At 38.3% G+C, this 16,505-nt stretch carries 15 protein-coding genes and 5 tRNA genes; 2 read left to right on the forward strand and 18 right to left on the reverse strand.

Annotation, left to right across the window (positions count from 1 at the left end):
• Positions 1–44 precede the first annotated feature (44 nt).
• From ACP8HH_RS17485 to ACP8HH_RS17545, 13 genes are all read right to left on the reverse strand, one after another.
• The gene (locus ACP8HH_RS17485; protein WP_438319244.1) at positions 45–1,652 is read right to left on the reverse strand and encodes a diguanylate cyclase; all 1,608 of its coding nucleotides are present in this window, start codon (positions 1,650–1,652) and stop codon (positions 45–47) included.
• 153 nt (positions 1,653–1,805) lie between these two features.
• Complete coding sequence (gene glmM / locus ACP8HH_RS17490) at positions 1,806–3,155, reverse strand: phosphoglucosamine mutase (RefSeq protein ID WP_438313490.1); 1,350 nt, start codon at positions 3,153–3,155, stop codon at positions 1,806–1,808.
• Between the two features lie 42 nt (positions 3,156–3,197).
• A complete protein-coding gene (locus ACP8HH_RS17495) occupies positions 3,198–4,472 on the reverse strand; it encodes a CdaR family protein (RefSeq protein WP_438313492.1) in 1,275 nt (424 codons plus the stop codon).
• A complete protein-coding gene (gene cdaA, locus ACP8HH_RS17500; RefSeq protein ID WP_438313494.1) occupies positions 4,465–5,304 on the reverse strand; it encodes a diadenylate cyclase CdaA in 840 nt (279 codons plus the stop codon). Before cdaA ends, ACP8HH_RS17495 begins: the two co-directional genes overlap by 8 nt.
• A 126-nt stretch (positions 5,305–5,430) precedes the next feature.
• Complete coding sequence (locus ACP8HH_RS17505) at positions 5,431–6,066, reverse strand: zf-HC2 domain-containing protein (RefSeq protein WP_438313496.1); 636 nt, start codon at positions 6,064–6,066, stop codon at positions 5,431–5,433.
• A 12-nt stretch (positions 6,067–6,078) separates the two neighbouring features.
• The gene (sigW, locus tag ACP8HH_RS17510) at positions 6,079–6,642 is read right to left on the reverse strand and encodes an RNA polymerase sigma factor SigW (protein ID WP_438313498.1); all 564 of its coding nucleotides are present in this window, start codon (positions 6,640–6,642) and stop codon (positions 6,079–6,081) included.
• Between the two features lie 209 nt (positions 6,643–6,851).
• On the reverse strand, positions 6,852–7,757 hold the full coding sequence (rocF, locus tag ACP8HH_RS17515) for an arginase (RefSeq protein WP_438313500.1): 906 nt from the start codon (positions 7,755–7,757) through the stop codon (positions 6,852–6,854).
• A gap of 84 nt (positions 7,758–7,841) precedes the next feature.
• The gene (locus ACP8HH_RS17520; protein WP_438313502.1) at positions 7,842–9,575 is read right to left on the reverse strand and encodes a putative bifunctional diguanylate cyclase/phosphodiesterase; all 1,734 of its coding nucleotides are present in this window, start codon (positions 9,573–9,575) and stop codon (positions 7,842–7,844) included.
• Between the two features lie 208 nt (positions 9,576–9,783).
• Positions 9,784–9,854 (reverse strand) — tRNA-Gln (locus tag ACP8HH_RS17525).
• Positions 9,855–10,068: 214 nt separating this feature from the next.
• Positions 10,069–10,153 (reverse strand) — tRNA-Tyr (locus tag ACP8HH_RS17530).
• Positions 10,154–10,498: 345 nt separating this feature from the next.
• Positions 10,499–10,570: transfer RNA gene (locus tag ACP8HH_RS17535), tRNA-Glu, on the reverse strand.
• Between the two features lie 259 nt (positions 10,571–10,829).
• A tRNA-Thr gene (locus tag ACP8HH_RS17540) sits at positions 10,830–10,905 on the reverse strand.
• A 3-nt stretch (positions 10,906–10,908) separates the two neighbouring features.
• Positions 10,909–10,983: transfer RNA gene (locus tag ACP8HH_RS17545), tRNA-Asn, on the reverse strand.
• Positions 10,984–11,156: 173 nt separating this feature from the next.
• Here ACP8HH_RS17545 and ACP8HH_RS17550 point away from each other — a divergent pair.
• Positions 11,157–11,819, forward strand: a complete 663-nt coding sequence (locus ACP8HH_RS17550) for a hypothetical protein (protein ID WP_438313504.1) — start codon at positions 11,157–11,159, stop codon at positions 11,817–11,819.
• A 69-nt stretch (positions 11,820–11,888) separates the two neighbouring features.
• Here ACP8HH_RS17550 and ACP8HH_RS17555 read toward each other — a convergent pair whose 3' ends face one another.
• The gene (locus tag ACP8HH_RS17555) at positions 11,889–12,572 is read right to left on the reverse strand and encodes a KinB-signaling pathway activation protein (protein WP_438313506.1); all 684 of its coding nucleotides are present in this window, start codon (positions 12,570–12,572) and stop codon (positions 11,889–11,891) included.
• Positions 12,573–12,727: 155 nt separating this feature from the next.
• Between ACP8HH_RS17555 and gerD the strand changes: the two genes are divergently transcribed.
• Positions 12,728–13,309 carry a spore germination lipoprotein GerD gene (gene gerD / locus ACP8HH_RS17560; RefSeq protein ID WP_438313508.1) on the forward strand — a complete coding sequence of 194 codons (582 nt, stop codon included), beginning with the start codon at positions 12,728–12,730 and terminating at the stop codon, positions 13,307–13,309.
• A gap of 23 nt (positions 13,310–13,332) precedes the next feature.
• Here gerD and ACP8HH_RS17565 read toward each other — a convergent pair whose 3' ends face one another.
• The 4 genes from ACP8HH_RS17565 to ACP8HH_RS17580 all read right to left on the reverse strand — a co-directional run bounded on the left by ACP8HH_RS17565 (position 13,333) and on the right by ACP8HH_RS17580 (position 16,380).
• A complete protein-coding gene (locus ACP8HH_RS17565) occupies positions 13,333–14,391 on the reverse strand; it encodes an Mrp/NBP35 family ATP-binding protein (RefSeq protein ID WP_438313510.1) in 1,059 nt (352 codons plus the stop codon).
• A 79-nt stretch (positions 14,392–14,470) separates the two neighbouring features.
• Positions 14,471–15,184, reverse strand: a complete 714-nt coding sequence (locus ACP8HH_RS17570) for an N-acetylmuramoyl-L-alanine amidase (protein ID WP_438313512.1) — start codon at positions 15,182–15,184, stop codon at positions 14,471–14,473.
• Between the two features lie 125 nt (positions 15,185–15,309).
• Complete coding sequence (locus ACP8HH_RS17575; RefSeq protein WP_438313514.1) at positions 15,310–15,606, reverse strand: rhodanese-like domain-containing protein; 297 nt, start codon at positions 15,604–15,606, stop codon at positions 15,310–15,312.
• A gap of 69 nt (positions 15,607–15,675) precedes the next feature.
• The gene (locus ACP8HH_RS17580; RefSeq protein ID WP_438313516.1) at positions 15,676–16,380 is read right to left on the reverse strand and encodes a YetF domain-containing protein; all 705 of its coding nucleotides are present in this window, start codon (positions 16,378–16,380) and stop codon (positions 15,676–15,678) included.
• Positions 16,381–16,505: the final 125 nt, after the last annotated feature.

Genomic DNA, 16,505 nt, shown 5'->3' on the forward strand with positions numbered 1-16,505 from the left:
CCGGGTATTTACTAACCCCATTGGCTTGTTGCTTTTTTCTTGAATCATTTCAACAATATTCGTGTAGCCAATTGTTGGACTCGAAATAATACATCTGCTGGTTGGAACGGTTTCATGATGTAATCATCCGCTCCTAAACTGAGCGCAGCTTCAATATCCGATTCCTTTGTGCGTGCCGTCATCATAGAAACTAAAACATTTCTTTTATTTGTATCTCGTTTTAGAAGTTCAAGTACCTCAAGTCCATCCATTTCAGGCATAATTCGATCTAGAAGAATTATGTAATATTCCTCCGGACAATACCAATTAGACTTTAAAAAACTTGGGCCATCTGCAAATACATGAATCATTACATCTATATCAGACAAAACCCATTTTTCAAGCTTCTCTGCAAGCATTGTTCGGATTAATCTATCATCGTCAATTAATATAATATGCAACTTCCGGTTCATCTGTGAAGTATTCTCATTATAAATCACAGTCTGATTTCGTCCATTACGTTTTGCTTCATAAAGAGCCTTATCTGCGGAAGATACGAGTTCTTTGAGGTCCCCTTTATAAGATGATATACCCACTGAAAATGTAACCGAAAATTCACTGTTCAATTCCTGAAAAACAGTAGCATTAAATTTTTCACGAATTCGATTCACAAAAAAAATTGATTCATCAGCGGATGCACCTTGGAGTAGGAATGCGAATTCTTCGCCACCATATCTAAATGCATGATCGGTTTCACGACATTCCTCCAGTGCGATTTCCCCTAACTTTCTAAGAACATTATCTCCTGCGGGATGTCCATATGCATCATTCACTTTTTTAAAATGATCAATATCGAGCATGACAAGAGAAAAAGAAATTCCTGCCCTTGCATAACTCTCTACAAAATAGACACTCATATCGTCAAAATAGCGACGATTGCCTATTCCTGTCAGACCATCCGTGATAACCGAGATCTCAATTTCTTTTCTCATTTTATCACGATTAATTAAATAAGCGATAAAGATTTCGTCATCCAAAGGTTTTGATATAAAGTCCATTGCACCTTTTTCGAGAGCCATAATCCTATTTTCTTTTGAATCATCGACGCTCATAACTGCTATCGTTACATGTCTCGCTTGTGCCGTTTTTGCAATTTGGCTCAGTACTTGAAAACCAGTCATATCTGGAAGGTTTATATCTATTAGTACAAAACTTGGACGCACCGAATAAAACTGCTCCACCCCGCGCTTAGCATTCAAAGCAATAATTACTTGTGCACCCATACTTTCCAAAAACTCTTTTACATATGATACAAATTCCAAATCATCGTCAATAATGAGGACAGAGGTTTTCACATCAAATTTGTAAGTAGGTATCTCCAGTAATTTATAATGACTGTTTTCATCAGTATCTTTTATATACTGTAAAATTCTTTTCTTAAGGTTATTAAGTGTATGAACTGGAATTTTCAATTCATTATTTGCCGATAATATGTTCAACTGGCCAGAACAAAATATTGATAATTCCTCCATACCAAAAGTGCCGGACGTCCCTTTTAATGAATGTAGAAAAAGGTACAGTTCGGCTTCTGATATGGATTCCTTTTCCTTCCACACATGAAAAGTGTTTTCAATACGGTCCACCAGTTTTTGACGATAGTCTTCTTGAGTCATCACTATTAAAATCCTCCTGATTGTGAAAATAGGCAATCCATCATCGTTCAACAGCCAATGAATTAGGATAGACCCTTCTATTTCTCCAAGTACCGGAAGGGATAGTTGGAAAATGAGATTTCAGAGGATATGGAATACCTTGTCAACCAATCTTTATTCTAAGCCCATTTCAAGTCGAACAATCTCAGAAATTCGCTCAACATTTAGGATGCATTCTTCTTCAGTTGGTGCCTCGACCATAACCCGAACAATTGGTTCAGTTCCAGATGGACGAACGAGTACACGTCCATTCCCAGCCATTTCTTCTTCAACTTTCGCAATTACTTCTGCAACACGCTGATTGTTAACAACCGCGTCCTTATCAGAAACACGAATATTAACGAGTCGTTGCGGATACACTTTCATCTCTCCTGCTAGTTCGGACAGAGTGCGGCCAGTGGATTTCATAATATTTACAAGTTGTAAACCTGTTAGAAGACCATCACCAGTTGTATTATAATCAAGGAAAATAATGTGACCCGATTGTTCCCCGCCAAGATTATAATTCCCTTTTCTCATTTCTTCAACGACATATTTATCACCAACAGCGGTTTTAATACTTGTCATTCCTTGTTCTGAAAGTGCTTTATAAAACCCAAGATTACTCATTATTGTAGAAACAATTGTACCCGATTTTAAACGTCCTTGTGAATGAAGAAAACGTCCGATAATATACATAATCTGATCGCCATCCACTATTTTTCCATGCTCATCAACCGCAATGAGTCGGTCACCATCGCCATCAAACGCGAGACCAATATTTGCACCTTTTTCGACAACAAGCTTCGCTAATGACTCTGGATGCGTCGATCCAACATTATCATTAATATTTAATCCGTTAGGAGAGGCTCCCATCGTTGAAAGGTCTGCTTCTAAATCTGCGAAGACATGAGTTGCCAGTGTAGATGTTGCGCCATTCGCACAGTCGATTGCTACATGGATACCTGTGAAGTCTTCATCAACGGATTGTTTCAAATACTGGATATACTTATGACCGCCTTCAAAGTATTCCGTTATCGAACCGACGTCTGCTCCTGTCGGGCGAGGTAATTTATCTTCAGAGTCATTCAGTAATTCTTCGACTTCATTTTCCTGTGCATCTGTTAATTTATAACCATCTGCACCGAAAAACTTAATACCGTTATCTGCCATAGGGTTGTGTGAAGCGGAAATCATTACTCCAGCATTCGCATTCATGACACGTGTCAAATAAGCAACACCGGGAGTACTTATTACCCCGAGTGTCATTACCTCTACTCCAGTTGATAGTAGTCCCGCAATAAGCGCATTTTCAAGCATATGACCTGAAATACGAGTATCCCGTCCGACAAGCACTATTGCTTTACCTTCCGATTCTCTTGTCAAAACATGCCCACCGATTCTACCGAGTTTAAAAGCAAGTTCTGGAGTTAGTTCCTTATTTGCTACCCCACGAATACCATCCGTACCGAAATATTTTTTCATTTCCATTCTCCTTTTCAATCCTGCACATTCAGTTGCGGTCTGCTAAGCAAGTTCAATCTGCATGATTACTTCATTCACTGAAAGTAGCCATTGTAAGTCACCAGGTCCGTCAACCGAAACGGAAAGCACTTGTTCACCTTCGTTGGTAGTATCGTCCATATTGACAAAAACGGTGAAATCAGATTTCTCTAGCGCTTCAATTACATCAGGCTCCGCTTTAACGGTTAGTGTAAGAAAACCATTCACCGGTTTTAGAAATGTACTTTTATATTTATCGTCCAGTCCTCTTACTACAATCTGCATATTATTAAATATTCTTGTCCCTATTGATGGAGCTTCATCATCATTATCTGAAGAAGCAGTGTCTTCATCAATAACTGTCTCCGTTGCTTCTACTTTAACTTTGATTTTATCTAAGGACATTGAAGAAACGCCCTTTGGTTTTTTCAAGTTAATATCAAATGTTTCTGGACCTATCACTCCCGAGATATCTACATCTACAGTGAGTATATTGATATTATCTAGAACTTTACGCGGACCCGAAATATTAATCTTTGTTTCTGACGGTGTTAATGTACCGATTTCTACACCCGGTTTCTTAGTTCCCCGCGATCTTAAGTCAATTGGTACATCTTTATTGTATTCAGCAATCTCAACTTTAACGGATACTTCTTCTGGAGAAATTATTACATTTAATTTGTTCAAATCTTTATCCAACACACGAACCCTTGCCTTCTGCTCAAATGACTTATTAATTCCACCATCTCGAGTCGAAGTTACTTTGACAAAACTAATTGCTTCGATCACACTTTTTGCACCTGTTACCTCAACAGTTGCTGGATTTACTTCCATATTCACAACTTGAAAATCCTCGGCCAGTAGACGCTCATTCAACTCTGGATCTACCCGAAAAGTTTGTGTTACCTTTTCTTCAATCAAAACATCAATCGTTGCAGGGTCTAATCGCACATGTAACTTTTCAGATATATTTTCAGATTGCAGTTCAACCTGATGTTTACCCATCGGTAAGTTATTTAAATCAACAAAAATTGTAAAGTCTTTTAACAACTTTGTTGTTTGAACGATATTTGGTGGACCTTCAATTGCCATTTTAACCGACGCAGGAACACCAGTTACAACAAGGTTTTCATTATCATAAAATACTTCAACAGGAATATCATGTATACTATCGACCTGATCTCCGGGTGTCTTTCCATTTATATTAACATCCATAGCTTTTACCGAAAAGAACAATACAATGGCAAGAAATAAAGCAGTAATTCGGAGAAACCATGGGCTATCCATTAATTTATCCATTTTTTCTCCACCTCCATTTCCACTTGGAGGAAACTGTCTGCTCACTTGAAGTACCAAACCATACTTTACGTAAACGTGTTTCGAAATCCTCCATACTAAGGTCTCTATCCAGTTCACTATCTGCCGCGATACTAATAGCACCCGTTTCTTCGGACACAACAATTATCACAGCGTCTGTCACTTCACTTAACCCTATAGCAGCACGATGTCGTGTACCAAGTTCCTTCGAAATGAATGCACTTTCTGATAAAGGCAAATAGCATCCTGCCGCCGCAATACGATTTTTCTCAATAATAACTGCCCCGTCATGTAGGGGTGCATTTGGGATAAATATATTTATAAGTAACTCTGATGACACAACTGAATCCAAAGGAATTCCCGTTTCAATATAATCACTTAAACCGGTTTCCCGTTCAATAGAAATAAGCGCACCGATGCGGCGTTTCGCCATATAACTGACGGATTTGGACATCGCACCAAGCAACCGTTCTTTTTCTGCCTCTTCTTGCATCATAGTTCGGGCAAAAAGACGTCCTCTTCCAAGTTGTTCAAGTGCTCTACGCAACTCTGGTTGGAATATAATAATAATTGCAAGAAAACCCCATCTAATAACCTGTTCCAACATTTGTTGGAGTGTATCTAGACCGAAAAACTCTGTTGCAATACGAGCTATGACAATAACAAAGATCCCTTTCAACAGTTGTACCGCTTTTGTGCCTTTGATAATCGTAAGTATTTTATAAATCACAAACCAAACGAGAAGCACATCCACTATGTTCATGAATATTGATGTAAAAGGGGTAAAATCGGCAAATCTATCTAATAATGGCATGTGCTCCACCTACCTTCGCTCACAAGTTCATAATAGTTACAGTATATCATAACCATACTACAAATCGCTTCCTAGAAGAACAAAAAAACGACCGGCCCCCATTAGGGTTCTGACCGATCGCATCATTCACTCTACTTCTCCGCTATCTTTTTTAGAAGAAGGGATTACATCTTTAACCGTCTTTTTCATCTTATACCATAACCAATCAAATAATTCTTCGATTTCTTCACTTGTTCCTGTCACAACTGCCGTGGATGCCATGTATTTAGAACCTTTAATAACCGTAATATTACCATCTACTTCGCCTTCAACTCGTAAGTCACCGTTTCTAACAACAATGTCCCCTTTAACAATTTCACCAACCGGAACAAGAACGGATTTCCCCTCAATAACTAGATTGGGCTGTTTTGTTACTGAGAAGTTTTGGTCACTTCCAAAGTCTGTAAATAGTGTTGTACCCATTAGAACGAAAAACATAGCTGCAGCAGCAAGTAGCGAATGACGGCGTAGCCATCGTTGGACGCCAGCCTTTGACTTCTCTTTCGGTAGACGAGCCATAACACCATCAACAAAACCGACAGGCGCTTGAACTGATTCAGCTTTTTGAATGAAAGTGATGGGCATACTTAGCTCATCCATTAGCATACGACATTCCACACACTTAGCCAGATGTCTATTCAACTGTTGTTCATTTTCATGACTGATGTCACCATCTAAATACGCGTGCATATTATGAACGACTTGTTCCGGACACGTATTCATATTAATTCCCTCCTACAAATTACTCAACTGCTTTCGAAGTGCGGCTCGACCTCTATGGACACGTGTTTTCACGGTCCCAAGTGGTAATTCCAGAATATCACCGATTTCCTGCAGTGGTAATTCTTCAATATAACGTAAGATAATTACGGAACGGTACTTATCAGGTAGCATTCCAATTTCATAATGAATTCGCTCCTGTGTTTCCATTTGCTCAACTATATCCTCTGGCAGTTCATCATCTGCAGCTATTCGCGAATACATAGTTAAGCCTTCCGTTCCTGGCACATTCGCATCTAAATAATAATCAGGTTTCTTTTTACGGATTCGATCGATGCATAAATTAGTAGCTATCCGAAACAACCATGTCGAAAACTTTCTTTTTTGATCGAATGTATGAATGTTAATATACGCACGAACAAATGCTTCTTGTGCTATGTCTTCGGCCTCTTGAGCATTGTTTAGCATTCGATAACAAATATGATAAAGACGGTGCTGAAATAAAGTAACAATCTCTTCGAAAGCATCTTGGTTACCTTTCAATACTTCATTTATTCGTTTGTTTACCAAATCATCCATCGCAATTTCCCCTCCGCTCTATGCGGCTGTTCCTTCTATACGTTTGAAGGTCTCAACAGGTTTCATTTTTTTGAAAAGTATTTGCACCTTTTATTTTAACAGAAAATGCAAATCCTTTCCTCTTTCAACCTGTGTTTCTATTTTTAGTCCAAAACAGAGTAAGTAAAAAGGCTTATCCAGTTAGCGGACAAGCCATTTCAAGAAGATAATTATATTAGTTTCTCACCAAACAAAGAACCCATCAGACCAACTGCAACATCTGCAGTTTTGTTCTTCTCATCAAGAATCGGGTTCACTTCTACGAATTCAGCAGATGTAATCATTCCTGAGTCTTCCAGCATTTCCATCGCAAGATGACTTTCTCTATAACTAATACCACCTGGTACTGGCGTGCCAACCCCTGGCGTATAAAGTGGATCTAACCCATCAAGATCAAGCGATAGATGTACACCATCTACTTCTCTGGCCTGTAGGTAGGCAATTGCATCTTCCATTACATATGACATACCGTAACGGTCGATTTCATGCATTGTATATACTTTTATTCCTTTTTCTTCAATTAATGCTCTTTCACCCGGATCTACAGAACGTGCACCAATAATTACAATGTTTTCTGTTTTAACTTTTGGACCTTCACTATGCAGATTAACAAGACTATCATGGCCTAAGCCAATGCATACAGCTAATGGCATACCGTGAATATTGCCCGATGGTGATGTTTCTGCAGTGTTCATATCCGTATGAGCATCGTACCAAATAACACCTAGATTGCTATAACCCTTTTTCAAACCAGCAAGTGTACCAATCGCAATACTATGATCCCCACCGAGCACTAAAGGGAATTTACCTTCTGTAACTGCTGCTTCAACTTGCTCCGCAAGTTTTATGTTTGCTTTGATGACTTCATTTAAATTTTTAAGACCTACATCGCTACTTTCGATTCGCTCTACAGCATCTACTAGGATGTCGCCTTCGTCTATAACATTATGTCCAATTGCTTCAAGTCTTGCGACCGCACCTGCATAACGTATTGCACTTGGACCCATATCCACTCCACGACGACTTTGTCCAAGATCCAACGGTACACCAATAATTGAGATTGTTGCTTTTTCCATAATAAAATACCTCCTAAATTACATTACCTCTATTATAATAAGGCAGACATATACTTTGGTTCAACCAGACAACAAACTGAATAATTATTCGATAACCCTTGCTTTTTCCATAAATTCTTCACATGCTTTTGGTGTAGTTGGCTTGCTGTAATAATAGCCTTGCCCTTCTTGACAACCATACTCTAACAAAAGATCGGCCTGCTCTTTAAGTTCGATACCTTCCGCAATTACATTTAAACCTACGGTATTCGCAAGGGATATAATCGTCTTTACAATCGCACGGCTCTCCTCTTTTTCATGTAGATCATGTATAAAGGACATATCGATTTTTAAAGTATCTACTGGGAAATCCTTTATATAGCTAAATGAACTATAACCCGTTCCAAAATCATCAATGGAAACTTTAATTCCTAGTTTTCTTATTTCCTCTATTTTAGTATGCACTTGATCCATGTTCGCAAGCACACTTTCAGTTAATTCTATTTCGAGTAATTCGGGTAATGCATTAGTTTCCCAAAGAATACTTTTAATCAATTCAATAAAAAACGGTTCCCCTAATTGGATTGTAGACATATTTACTGCCACGCGAAATCCAATAAAACCTTTATCACTCCATTTCTTCGCCTGTTTGCATGCTTCACGCAATACCCAGTTTCCTAACGGAAGAACAAGTTTTGTTTCTTCAGCTATAGGAATAAACTGATCAGGAGATATTCTGCCTAATTCAGGATGATCCCAACGAACCAGCGCCTCTAATCCAGTAACCTCTCCATTTATAAGCTTCACTTTTGGTTGGTAGTCTAGACTAAAATGATTTAGTTCTATACTTTTTCTCAAATCATTTTCAAGTAAAATTCTCTCAAGCGTTTTAGATGCAGCGCCATGCTGATAGATTTCAATACCGCCGCCGCCCTTTTCTTTTGCACTTGCAAGTGCTTTCTCAGCTTTCATTGGAAGTTCAAAAGATTTTATAGCATGTTCCGGGTAAAGAGCAATTCCCAAACTTATTGATAGTGCATGTGCTTGCCCCTTTACTTCAACTGGCTTTTCAATACAGTGCTGCAATTCTTTTGCAATTCTCATAACATGATCGGTACTTTCTATATCCTTCAATATGATGCCAAATTCGTCACCAGAAAGCCGACCAATTATATGACTATCCATCAATTTTTCCTTTAATCTCTTGCCAATAACTGACAGGAAGTAATCCCCAATTTCAAAACCGAGTGAATCATTTATGTAACGAAAGCGGTCCACATTAAGTCGAATGTACCCTATTTTCTTTTGATTCCTCTCTGCATGTTCCAATTCTTCTACAAGCTTTTTACGAAGCGATAATCTATTTGGTAAATTCGTCAATTGGTCATTGTAAGCAAGATTGCGGATCATTCTTTCCGACTCTTTTAGTTCGGTTATATCATTTCGAATTGAAACGTACTGATACGGTTTACCTTCCTCGTTTAACAAAGGTACTATTTTCGTATCTACCCAATAATGTGATCCGTCCTTCTTTTTGTTACACACATTGCCACGCCATATATCGCCACGTCCAATAATCGACCACATGTCTTTGAAAAAGTCCGATGAATGCATCCCTGAATTAATAATCCTATGAGTTGAACCCACCAACTCTTCGACAGAATACCCTGAAATTTCAACAAACAAATCGTTTACGTATAAAATCATACCAGCACGATTCGTTATCGCTACAATCGAAGACTGGTCAAGTGCATATGTTATATCAGCCAACATCTTCTCATGACTTAAAGTGCCATCATATTGGATTGTTTTTTGCAATTCTTTATTATCTTCCCGCATATACTAAACTCAACTCATTTCATACAATATATATTGTTTAATTATTTTCTTAGTTTTTAGTTGTATAAATTGTACAATAAACTTGATACAACTGACTAGTCAGATGTTCTGATACATAAAAAAAAGCCCCATTCTTTTGAATGAAAAGGGCTCCTCAAGATATTTTAAAGCAACATGGTTTGGTAACAAGGTGAAATAAAAAAGTAAACTGGGGTAGCTGGATTCGAACCAACGATGACGGAGTCAAAGTCCGATGCCTTACCGCTTGGCTATACCCCAAAGTGTTAAAAGTAAAATCTTGCAAGCCTATTTTCGATTGGTGCCTCGAAAAACACCTCAAAGTCAAAACATTTTCATTAGTGCTTTTTTGAAACTTTGTTTCTTCTTATGAGCTATTTTCAACATAAGTGTCTGTTGAAAATTTCTCACTTTCTTTTTTTAGGCATGTTGCACATGCTTGGTGCTTTTTTTGAAACGAAGTTTCAAAAAAAGTTGGTGGTGGGGGGCAGATTCGAACTGCCGAACCCGTAGGGAGCGGATTTACAGTCCGCCGCGTTTAGCCACTTCGCTACCCCACCATTATGGTATAAAATACACTTTCTTATGCGTGGAAAGTATTTATCAATGCATTTGCACGCTTGGACAAATTTTTCGGAACTGAAGTGTTCCGGATGGTCTTGGATCAACTTCTTGGAACTGAAAAGTTCCGGCAAATCTATTTTCGATTAGTGCCTCGAAAATATGCCTCAATATCAAAACTGGGTTTTGATAAGTAATTTGACTTGCTTGGTTAATATTTTGAAACTACGCGCTAAAGATTATTCCAACACAAGTGCCTGTTGGAAAATCTCCTTAAGTTTTTGGGCATGCTCTGCATGCTTTGGTTAATATTTTGAAACGAAGTGCGTTTCAAAATATTTTAATGACCCGTACGGGATTCGAACCCGTGATACCGCCGTGAAAGGGCGGTGTCTTAACCGCTTGACCAACGGGCCTAGTTAGTAAAACTAAATTCTGACGCTTATGTATAGATACGACTTGAATACCTTACAACAAGAGTACAGATGTTATATTAGCAAATTAGGTAGTGGAGTGCAACCCCTAAATTCAATTTAATTACATTTTCATTTATTTGCTAAAGTAAACAATCCATACATAAGTATCTCATAAGTTAATGTAGTGCTCATTTGGATAAAAGGCATAAAAAAAGCTGCTTGCGATTATCCACAAACTGCATTTATTTAAGGGTTTTTCTGGAGCTTCCAACCGGAATCGAACCGATGACCTCTTCCTTACCATGGAAGCACTCTACCTACTGAGCTATGGAAGCATATGGCTCCGCAGGTAGGACTCGAACCTACGACCGATCGATTAACAGTCGATTGCTCTACCACTGAGCTACTGCGGAATAATGAAGTTTTCAAAGAATGTCTTTTAGGACAACTCTTACTATAACATTAAAAATTAATAAATCAATACTTTTCCGCTCAACTGCAACTTTTATACAATAACATCATTTAAGCATATTGGTCAAGGGCTTTTCATAAAATATACATAGATTGTTTGAAAGGGGGACAACTTATGACTAAAAAAGTGTTTATTATAATTTTCATGTGCTTCGGACTAATTTTACTTTTTCCCCCGACGCCCGAAAATTCTTCTTTTACTTCTGTCTTTCGTGTTACCGAAAAACCAGCTGCGATAGTACGTGGTACATATGGTTCAGCAGTAACTGTCAACATTTCATTTGGTGACGATAATGTAAAGCAGTGGATCCAAGACCTAGAAAAACCATACCCACTCCTCTTTATCCAAATGGAATGGGCAAATCGCTACCCTGAAACCATTCAACTTATCAATAAAAAAAATATTCCCACCGGACTGCTCGGCGATAGCGGTGCCACATATCAAGAGGATGCCACCAAACTTCTTGATGAACTTAAACAATTCGAAAAACATTTCGATGCAAAACCGCTATGGTTTCGCACGATGGACGAAGTCTTTCCAGCGTTCTTACACAGCATGCTCATAGAAGCAGAAGTCAATGCACTTAGTTCTTCAATCCGATGGAGAGGTGGTGAAATTCCTCCAATTGAAGATGGTGAAATCATTTCTGTGTCACACTACCGAGAAGATCGAATTTCTTTTATTGAATTAAAAAAGCTATTTGACAGCCGGGAATTTCATTCTGTGGAGGATGTCTTATTCGGTACATCGGTAAAAATAAAAAAGATCCCAGAATAACACTTTACGTTAATAATAAATAGAAAATAGCACAGACTGCCCATATTGGCCTCTGTGCTGTTCCTTTGTTTATTTATTTGAAGTTCCTTTATTTCCAGCTAATGCACGAGCTTTTTTACGCTCATCCAGTCGTAATTTGTCTTTGTCTGACATAGTATTATACTTTGGCAATGCCAAGATTTGATAGGCATTAACCGCAAGTAATGGAAATAAAAGAATTGTAACCCAAGTATCAATGTTCCCCGAACGCACCATAAGTGCAGGTAACCATTCAAGTGTTGTAATAACAATCATAAAGAATAGCGCAGAGACAAGTGTATGCTTTTTCGTCCATTTCGCCTTAAAGTACGCAGTGACGGATGAAGTGATAACAAGTGTAGCAAGTAAGAATAAGTAAAGTAACGTTCTACTATTATCACCTGATGTTAGCCGGAATCTAAAGAAAATCAGATCGAATAAAACAACTATTATTATTAGAAGTTGAACCCAGTTCCACAGTGTAAGTGTTTTAAAAATATTTACTCCAAACTGATGAACTGTCAAGTATGCAAAGAATCCCATTTGTGCGACAACGCTCATTGTAAACCCAAGGAAAACCATCCATAAAAGAGCCCCAGTAAATTGCCATACTTCACCGTCTTGCAAATATTGTGAGAAAAAACCCCAACGGACAATTAAACCTATAATCGCAGTGGTCAATCCTCCAATTAATAATCCATTCAAAAAAAACTTAACCCAGTTTCGTATAGTCACGTTAAATATCCTCCGTTTTTGATTTCTTCCAATAGTGTAACAACGTTTAAAGAAAAAATCTATTTCCTTTACATGTTTAGTGCATATAATACGCTCTTTTGTGAACAATAAATGAAAATGCTTCTTGAAGGGAATGTAATCCCGTGATAAATAAAATGTTTCGATTATTTGTTATCGTTTTCTTATTAGCAGGGTGTGGGATGCAACAAGCTGCTGCACCGTCATATGATGAAATAAAAAAAATGATGACAGACGCACTTCAAACAGAAGACGGCAAAAAAGCATTACGACAAATGCTAACAGATCCAGAACTTCGCGAACTCATCATTTTGGAACAACCCGAAGTGAAAAAATCGATTGAGGAAACGATGCTCTCCAAAGAAGGTGAAGATTTTTGGAAAAAGACTTTTGAAGATCCTAAGTTTACAGAAACGATTGCAAAAAGCATGAAAAAACAACAGGAAGATGTTATGAAGGAGCTAATAAAAGATCCTTCATTCCAAAAAGATTTGGAGGACTTTTTCGGCCAGCCGGACATGCAGAAACAGATGGAATCTGCTATGCAATCCGCAAACATGAAAGAACATCTTCAAAAAGTTGTCGAAGAAACGATTAATAGCCCATTACTTCAGATAAAATGGCAAGAACTTATTATGGCAGCAGGTAAATCATCTGAAGAAGGCGGTAAAAAAGACGACAAAAAATCGGAGGAAGAAAAAGGCGGAAAAGGCAAATAGCCTTTTCCGCTTTAATTTAACTATTACTTTTTGATTTTCTTTTGAACGGCTTTTGCAATGTCTGTATAGATTTGACCGATTGGATGGTCTTCCGCGTAAACAGATGGAGCAAAATCTTCCTCGTCCCAATCTGGTTGTCCAAGCGGAATTTGTCCCAGTAAATCCGTGCGCAGCTCTTTAGCCAAACGCACTCCACCACCTGTACCAAATACAAATTCGCGTTTACCCGATTCCTTCGATTCGAACCAAGACATGTTTTCAATGACCCCTAGCAAAGCATGCTCTGTTTGTAGAGCCATTGCCCCCGCCCGAGCCGCAACAAAAGCTGCCGTCGGATGTGGCGTTGTTACAATGATTTGTTTTGAAGCTGGAATCATTTGATGAATATCCAGTGCAATGTCACCTGTTCCCGGTGGTAAGTCGAGTAATAAATAATCTAGGTCTCCCCATTCTACATCACGAAAAAACTGATCCAACGCTTTCCCAAGCATTGGTCCACGCCAAACAACTGGAGCGTTATCTTCTACAAAAAAGCCCATAGAGATTACTTTCACGCCTAAACGCTCAACCGGAATAATCCGATTTTCTTTTACAATGGGTAAATCCGTAACACCCATCATATCAGGTACGCTAAAACCATAAATATCTGCATCAATTAAACCAACCTTTTTACCTAAACGTGCTAATGCTACTGCTAAGTTAACCGATACTGTCGACTTACCTACGCCGCCTTTACCGGATGCAATTGAAATGAATTCTACTTTATTCATAGGTGAAAGGAGATCTTGTGCTTCCGAAGCTTGAACAGTTCCTCGAAATTGTTCAAGGACTTCTTGCGATAATTCTTCAAAACGTATGCCTACAGATCCAGCACCTGCTTCTTTCAATATATCGACGACTTTCATTTGGAAAGGAAGTTGTTCTGCAGTGTTAATTTTTGCAAGTGCAAGTTTAACACTAACATGCTTCTTTTCTTCACGAATTGAGACTTCGATAATACCATTTGTTTCAGCTAGTGTTTTATGTAAAAACGGATCTTTAAGCTGCCCAAGCAATTCACGAGCTGTTTGTTCATTTATCAAGTTAAACACTCCTTGGAGGATTAGTTAAATACCCTCCAAGTATAACATAGCGATTGAATACGGACTCAACTAAAGGTCTTCAATTCATTTCCACCGACATAAAGTCAATAATTCCTTTCGTAATAGCATTCGCAATTTTCTCCTGATACTTCGAATCTGTCAAAAGTGCGCGCTCCTCACTATTGGACAGAAATCCCGTTTCAACCAAAACTGCCGGCATTGGTGCTTTTTTCAATAAGTAGACTCCGCTAATCGCTAGTGCTTCACGATCTGTATTTTTCAGACTGTTACGGAAGGACTGCTGGATTGACTTTGCCAGAAACTCACCATTTGGATGACCGCCTACGTGATAAAAGACTTGAGCACCACGCCATCTATCATCCGGTATTGAATTGACATGAACACTAATAAACACATCTGGATTTTCATTAACTGCAATTTTTTCACGTAATTTTAAATCCGCTAACTTTCTTGAACGAATCGTTAAAAACTTATCTGTCGGTGAATGCTCCGCAATTGCATCGCCGCCTTGTTTGCGAGTCATAATGACCGTTGCACCCTTCTTTTCAAGTTGCTTCGATAATATCAGAGCAATACTTAGCGTGATATCGCGTTCAACGATATCACCAGAAGATGCACCGCCATCTAATCCACCGTGTCCTGGGTCAATAACAATTTTCACACCACCCAACTCATCGGGCATGAAGAACTTTTTCTCGGACGCATTTACTCCATAAATGACAACTACGAGTGAACACAAAAAAATAACTCCAACCATTATCCACCGCTTCAAACTGACACCGCCTTTTTCCTTAACTATACGCAGTTACTAATAATAATATGTCCAGTTGAAAGACAGTAATGGATGTGAATTGTTAATAAAAAAAGGAACCGCATTGGGCTCCAAATTGCATTTCATCATTCTGTTTTACCGTTCCACTCCAACATTCCGCCTACCATATTCGTGACATCATAACCCGCGTCCGATAAAAACTGCGTAGCACGTCCACTACGTCCTCCTGATCGACAAATCACAATGTACTCTGCTGTTTTATCAAGTTCTTCCATACGCGCCTCTACGTCGCCCAGAGGTATATGTTTTGCCCCTGGAATAACACCTTCAGCTACTTCATCATTTTCACGTACGTCAATTAAATTTAGAACATCTCCTTTTTCTAACATCGTTTGAAGTTCCACAGTTGTAATTTCTTTCATATGTACTCCCCCTTTTAATTTCATACTTTTATGGTAACAGATTTTATCATTAATGAAATAAAGTAATCCTTATTCTTTACTTTTTTTATCTACAAATAAAGAACCATCTGTTTGAATTTGAGCGTAAAAAACCTCATCGATTGAATTTATTTGTTTTTTCTTTAACTTCTTCATAACCCATTCCTCGGTTAACTTAAGTTCTCGCATATTTTTTACAACTAGTTTACCATCAGAAATTATTTCCGAAGGCATATATATGGGTTCAGTAATAGGTGCATTTACATCTGTCTTCGTCGGTTCTTGTTGAGCCGCCTTCTTCATTACACTTAATTCACCATTTGTTTCCAATACTGCGTAGTGAACATCCTGAATCGAGAATATGGATTGTTCTCGCAGCATCATCATGACATCATCCATATGCAACCGCGCTTTTTTTAAAGATTTATCTAAGATGACTCCGTTTCTAATTACTATTGAAGGTTCATCGTCAATAATAACTCGAAATTTACTCGACTTAAGAGAAATATAGCTTAACATCAACGTTAGCATGGCCCACCAGACTAGTGCAATTAAAGCATCCATAAACGGTACATCTGTTTGTCCAGCCATCTCAGCTGCAATCGACCCGAATGTAATACCCGTAATATAATGGAAGAAAGTTAACTGACTCAGTTGTTTCTTCCCGAGTATTCGAGCCAAAATCAAAAGTGCCGCAAAAGCCAAAGTTGTTCTCAGAATCATTTCCCAAAAGTTAAAATCCATTAGTTCTTTCATTGACATATACCCACTACCTTTCACGACAATTGTCATTTCTGTTGTAGTGTAACCTGGTTAATCTAAGCATATTCAGTGATGTAGACATTAAAAAAACCCTTATCCATAAAGGGTAAAGGGTTTGT

It is taken from the genome of Sporosarcina sp. FA9, assembly GCF_051550205.1.
Lineage (GTDB): Bacteria > Bacillota > Bacilli > Bacillales_A > Planococcaceae > Sporosarcina.

Excerpts from the sequence above, each read along its gene's own strand:
- ACP8HH_RS17485 (WP_438319244.1), bottom strand. The coding sequence starts at position 1,652 with ATGACTCAAGAAGACTATCGTCAAAAACTGGTGGACCGTATTGAAAAC.
- glmM (WP_438313490.1), bottom strand. The coding sequence starts at position 3,155 with ATGAAAAAATATTTCGGTACGGATGGTATTCGTGGGGTAGCAAATAAG.
- ACP8HH_RS17495 (WP_438313492.1), bottom strand. The coding sequence starts at position 4,472 with ATGGATAAATTAATGGATAGCCCATGGTTTCTCCGAATTACTGCTTTA.
- cdaA (WP_438313494.1), bottom strand. The coding sequence starts at position 5,304 with ATGCCATTATTAGATAGATTTGCCGATTTTACCCCTTTTACATCAATA.
- ACP8HH_RS17505 (WP_438313496.1), bottom strand. The coding sequence starts at position 6,066 with ATGAATACGTGTCCGGAACAAGTCGTTCATAATATGCACGCGTATTTA.
- sigW (WP_438313498.1), bottom strand. The coding sequence starts at position 6,642 with ATGGATGATTTGGTAAACAAACGAATAAATGAAGTATTGAAAGGTAAC.
- rocF (WP_438313500.1), bottom strand. The coding sequence starts at position 7,757 with ATGGAAAAAGCAACAATCTCAATTATTGGTGTACCGTTGGATCTTGGA.
- ACP8HH_RS17520 (WP_438313502.1), bottom strand. The coding sequence starts at position 9,575 with ATGCGGGAAGATAATAAAGAATTGCAAAAAACAATCCAATATGATGGC.
- ACP8HH_RS17550 (WP_438313504.1), top strand. The coding sequence starts at position 11,157 with ATGACTAAAAAAGTGTTTATTATAATTTTCATGTGCTTCGGACTAATT.
- gerD (WP_438313508.1), top strand. The coding sequence starts at position 12,728 with ATGTTTCGATTATTTGTTATCGTTTTCTTATTAGCAGGGTGTGGGATG.
- ACP8HH_RS17575 (WP_438313514.1), bottom strand. The coding sequence starts at position 15,606 with ATGAAAGAAATTACAACTGTGGAACTTCAAACGATGTTAGAAAAAGGA.
- ACP8HH_RS17580 (WP_438313516.1), bottom strand. The coding sequence starts at position 16,380 with ATGAAAGAACTAATGGATTTTAACTTTTGGGAAATGATTCTGAGAACA.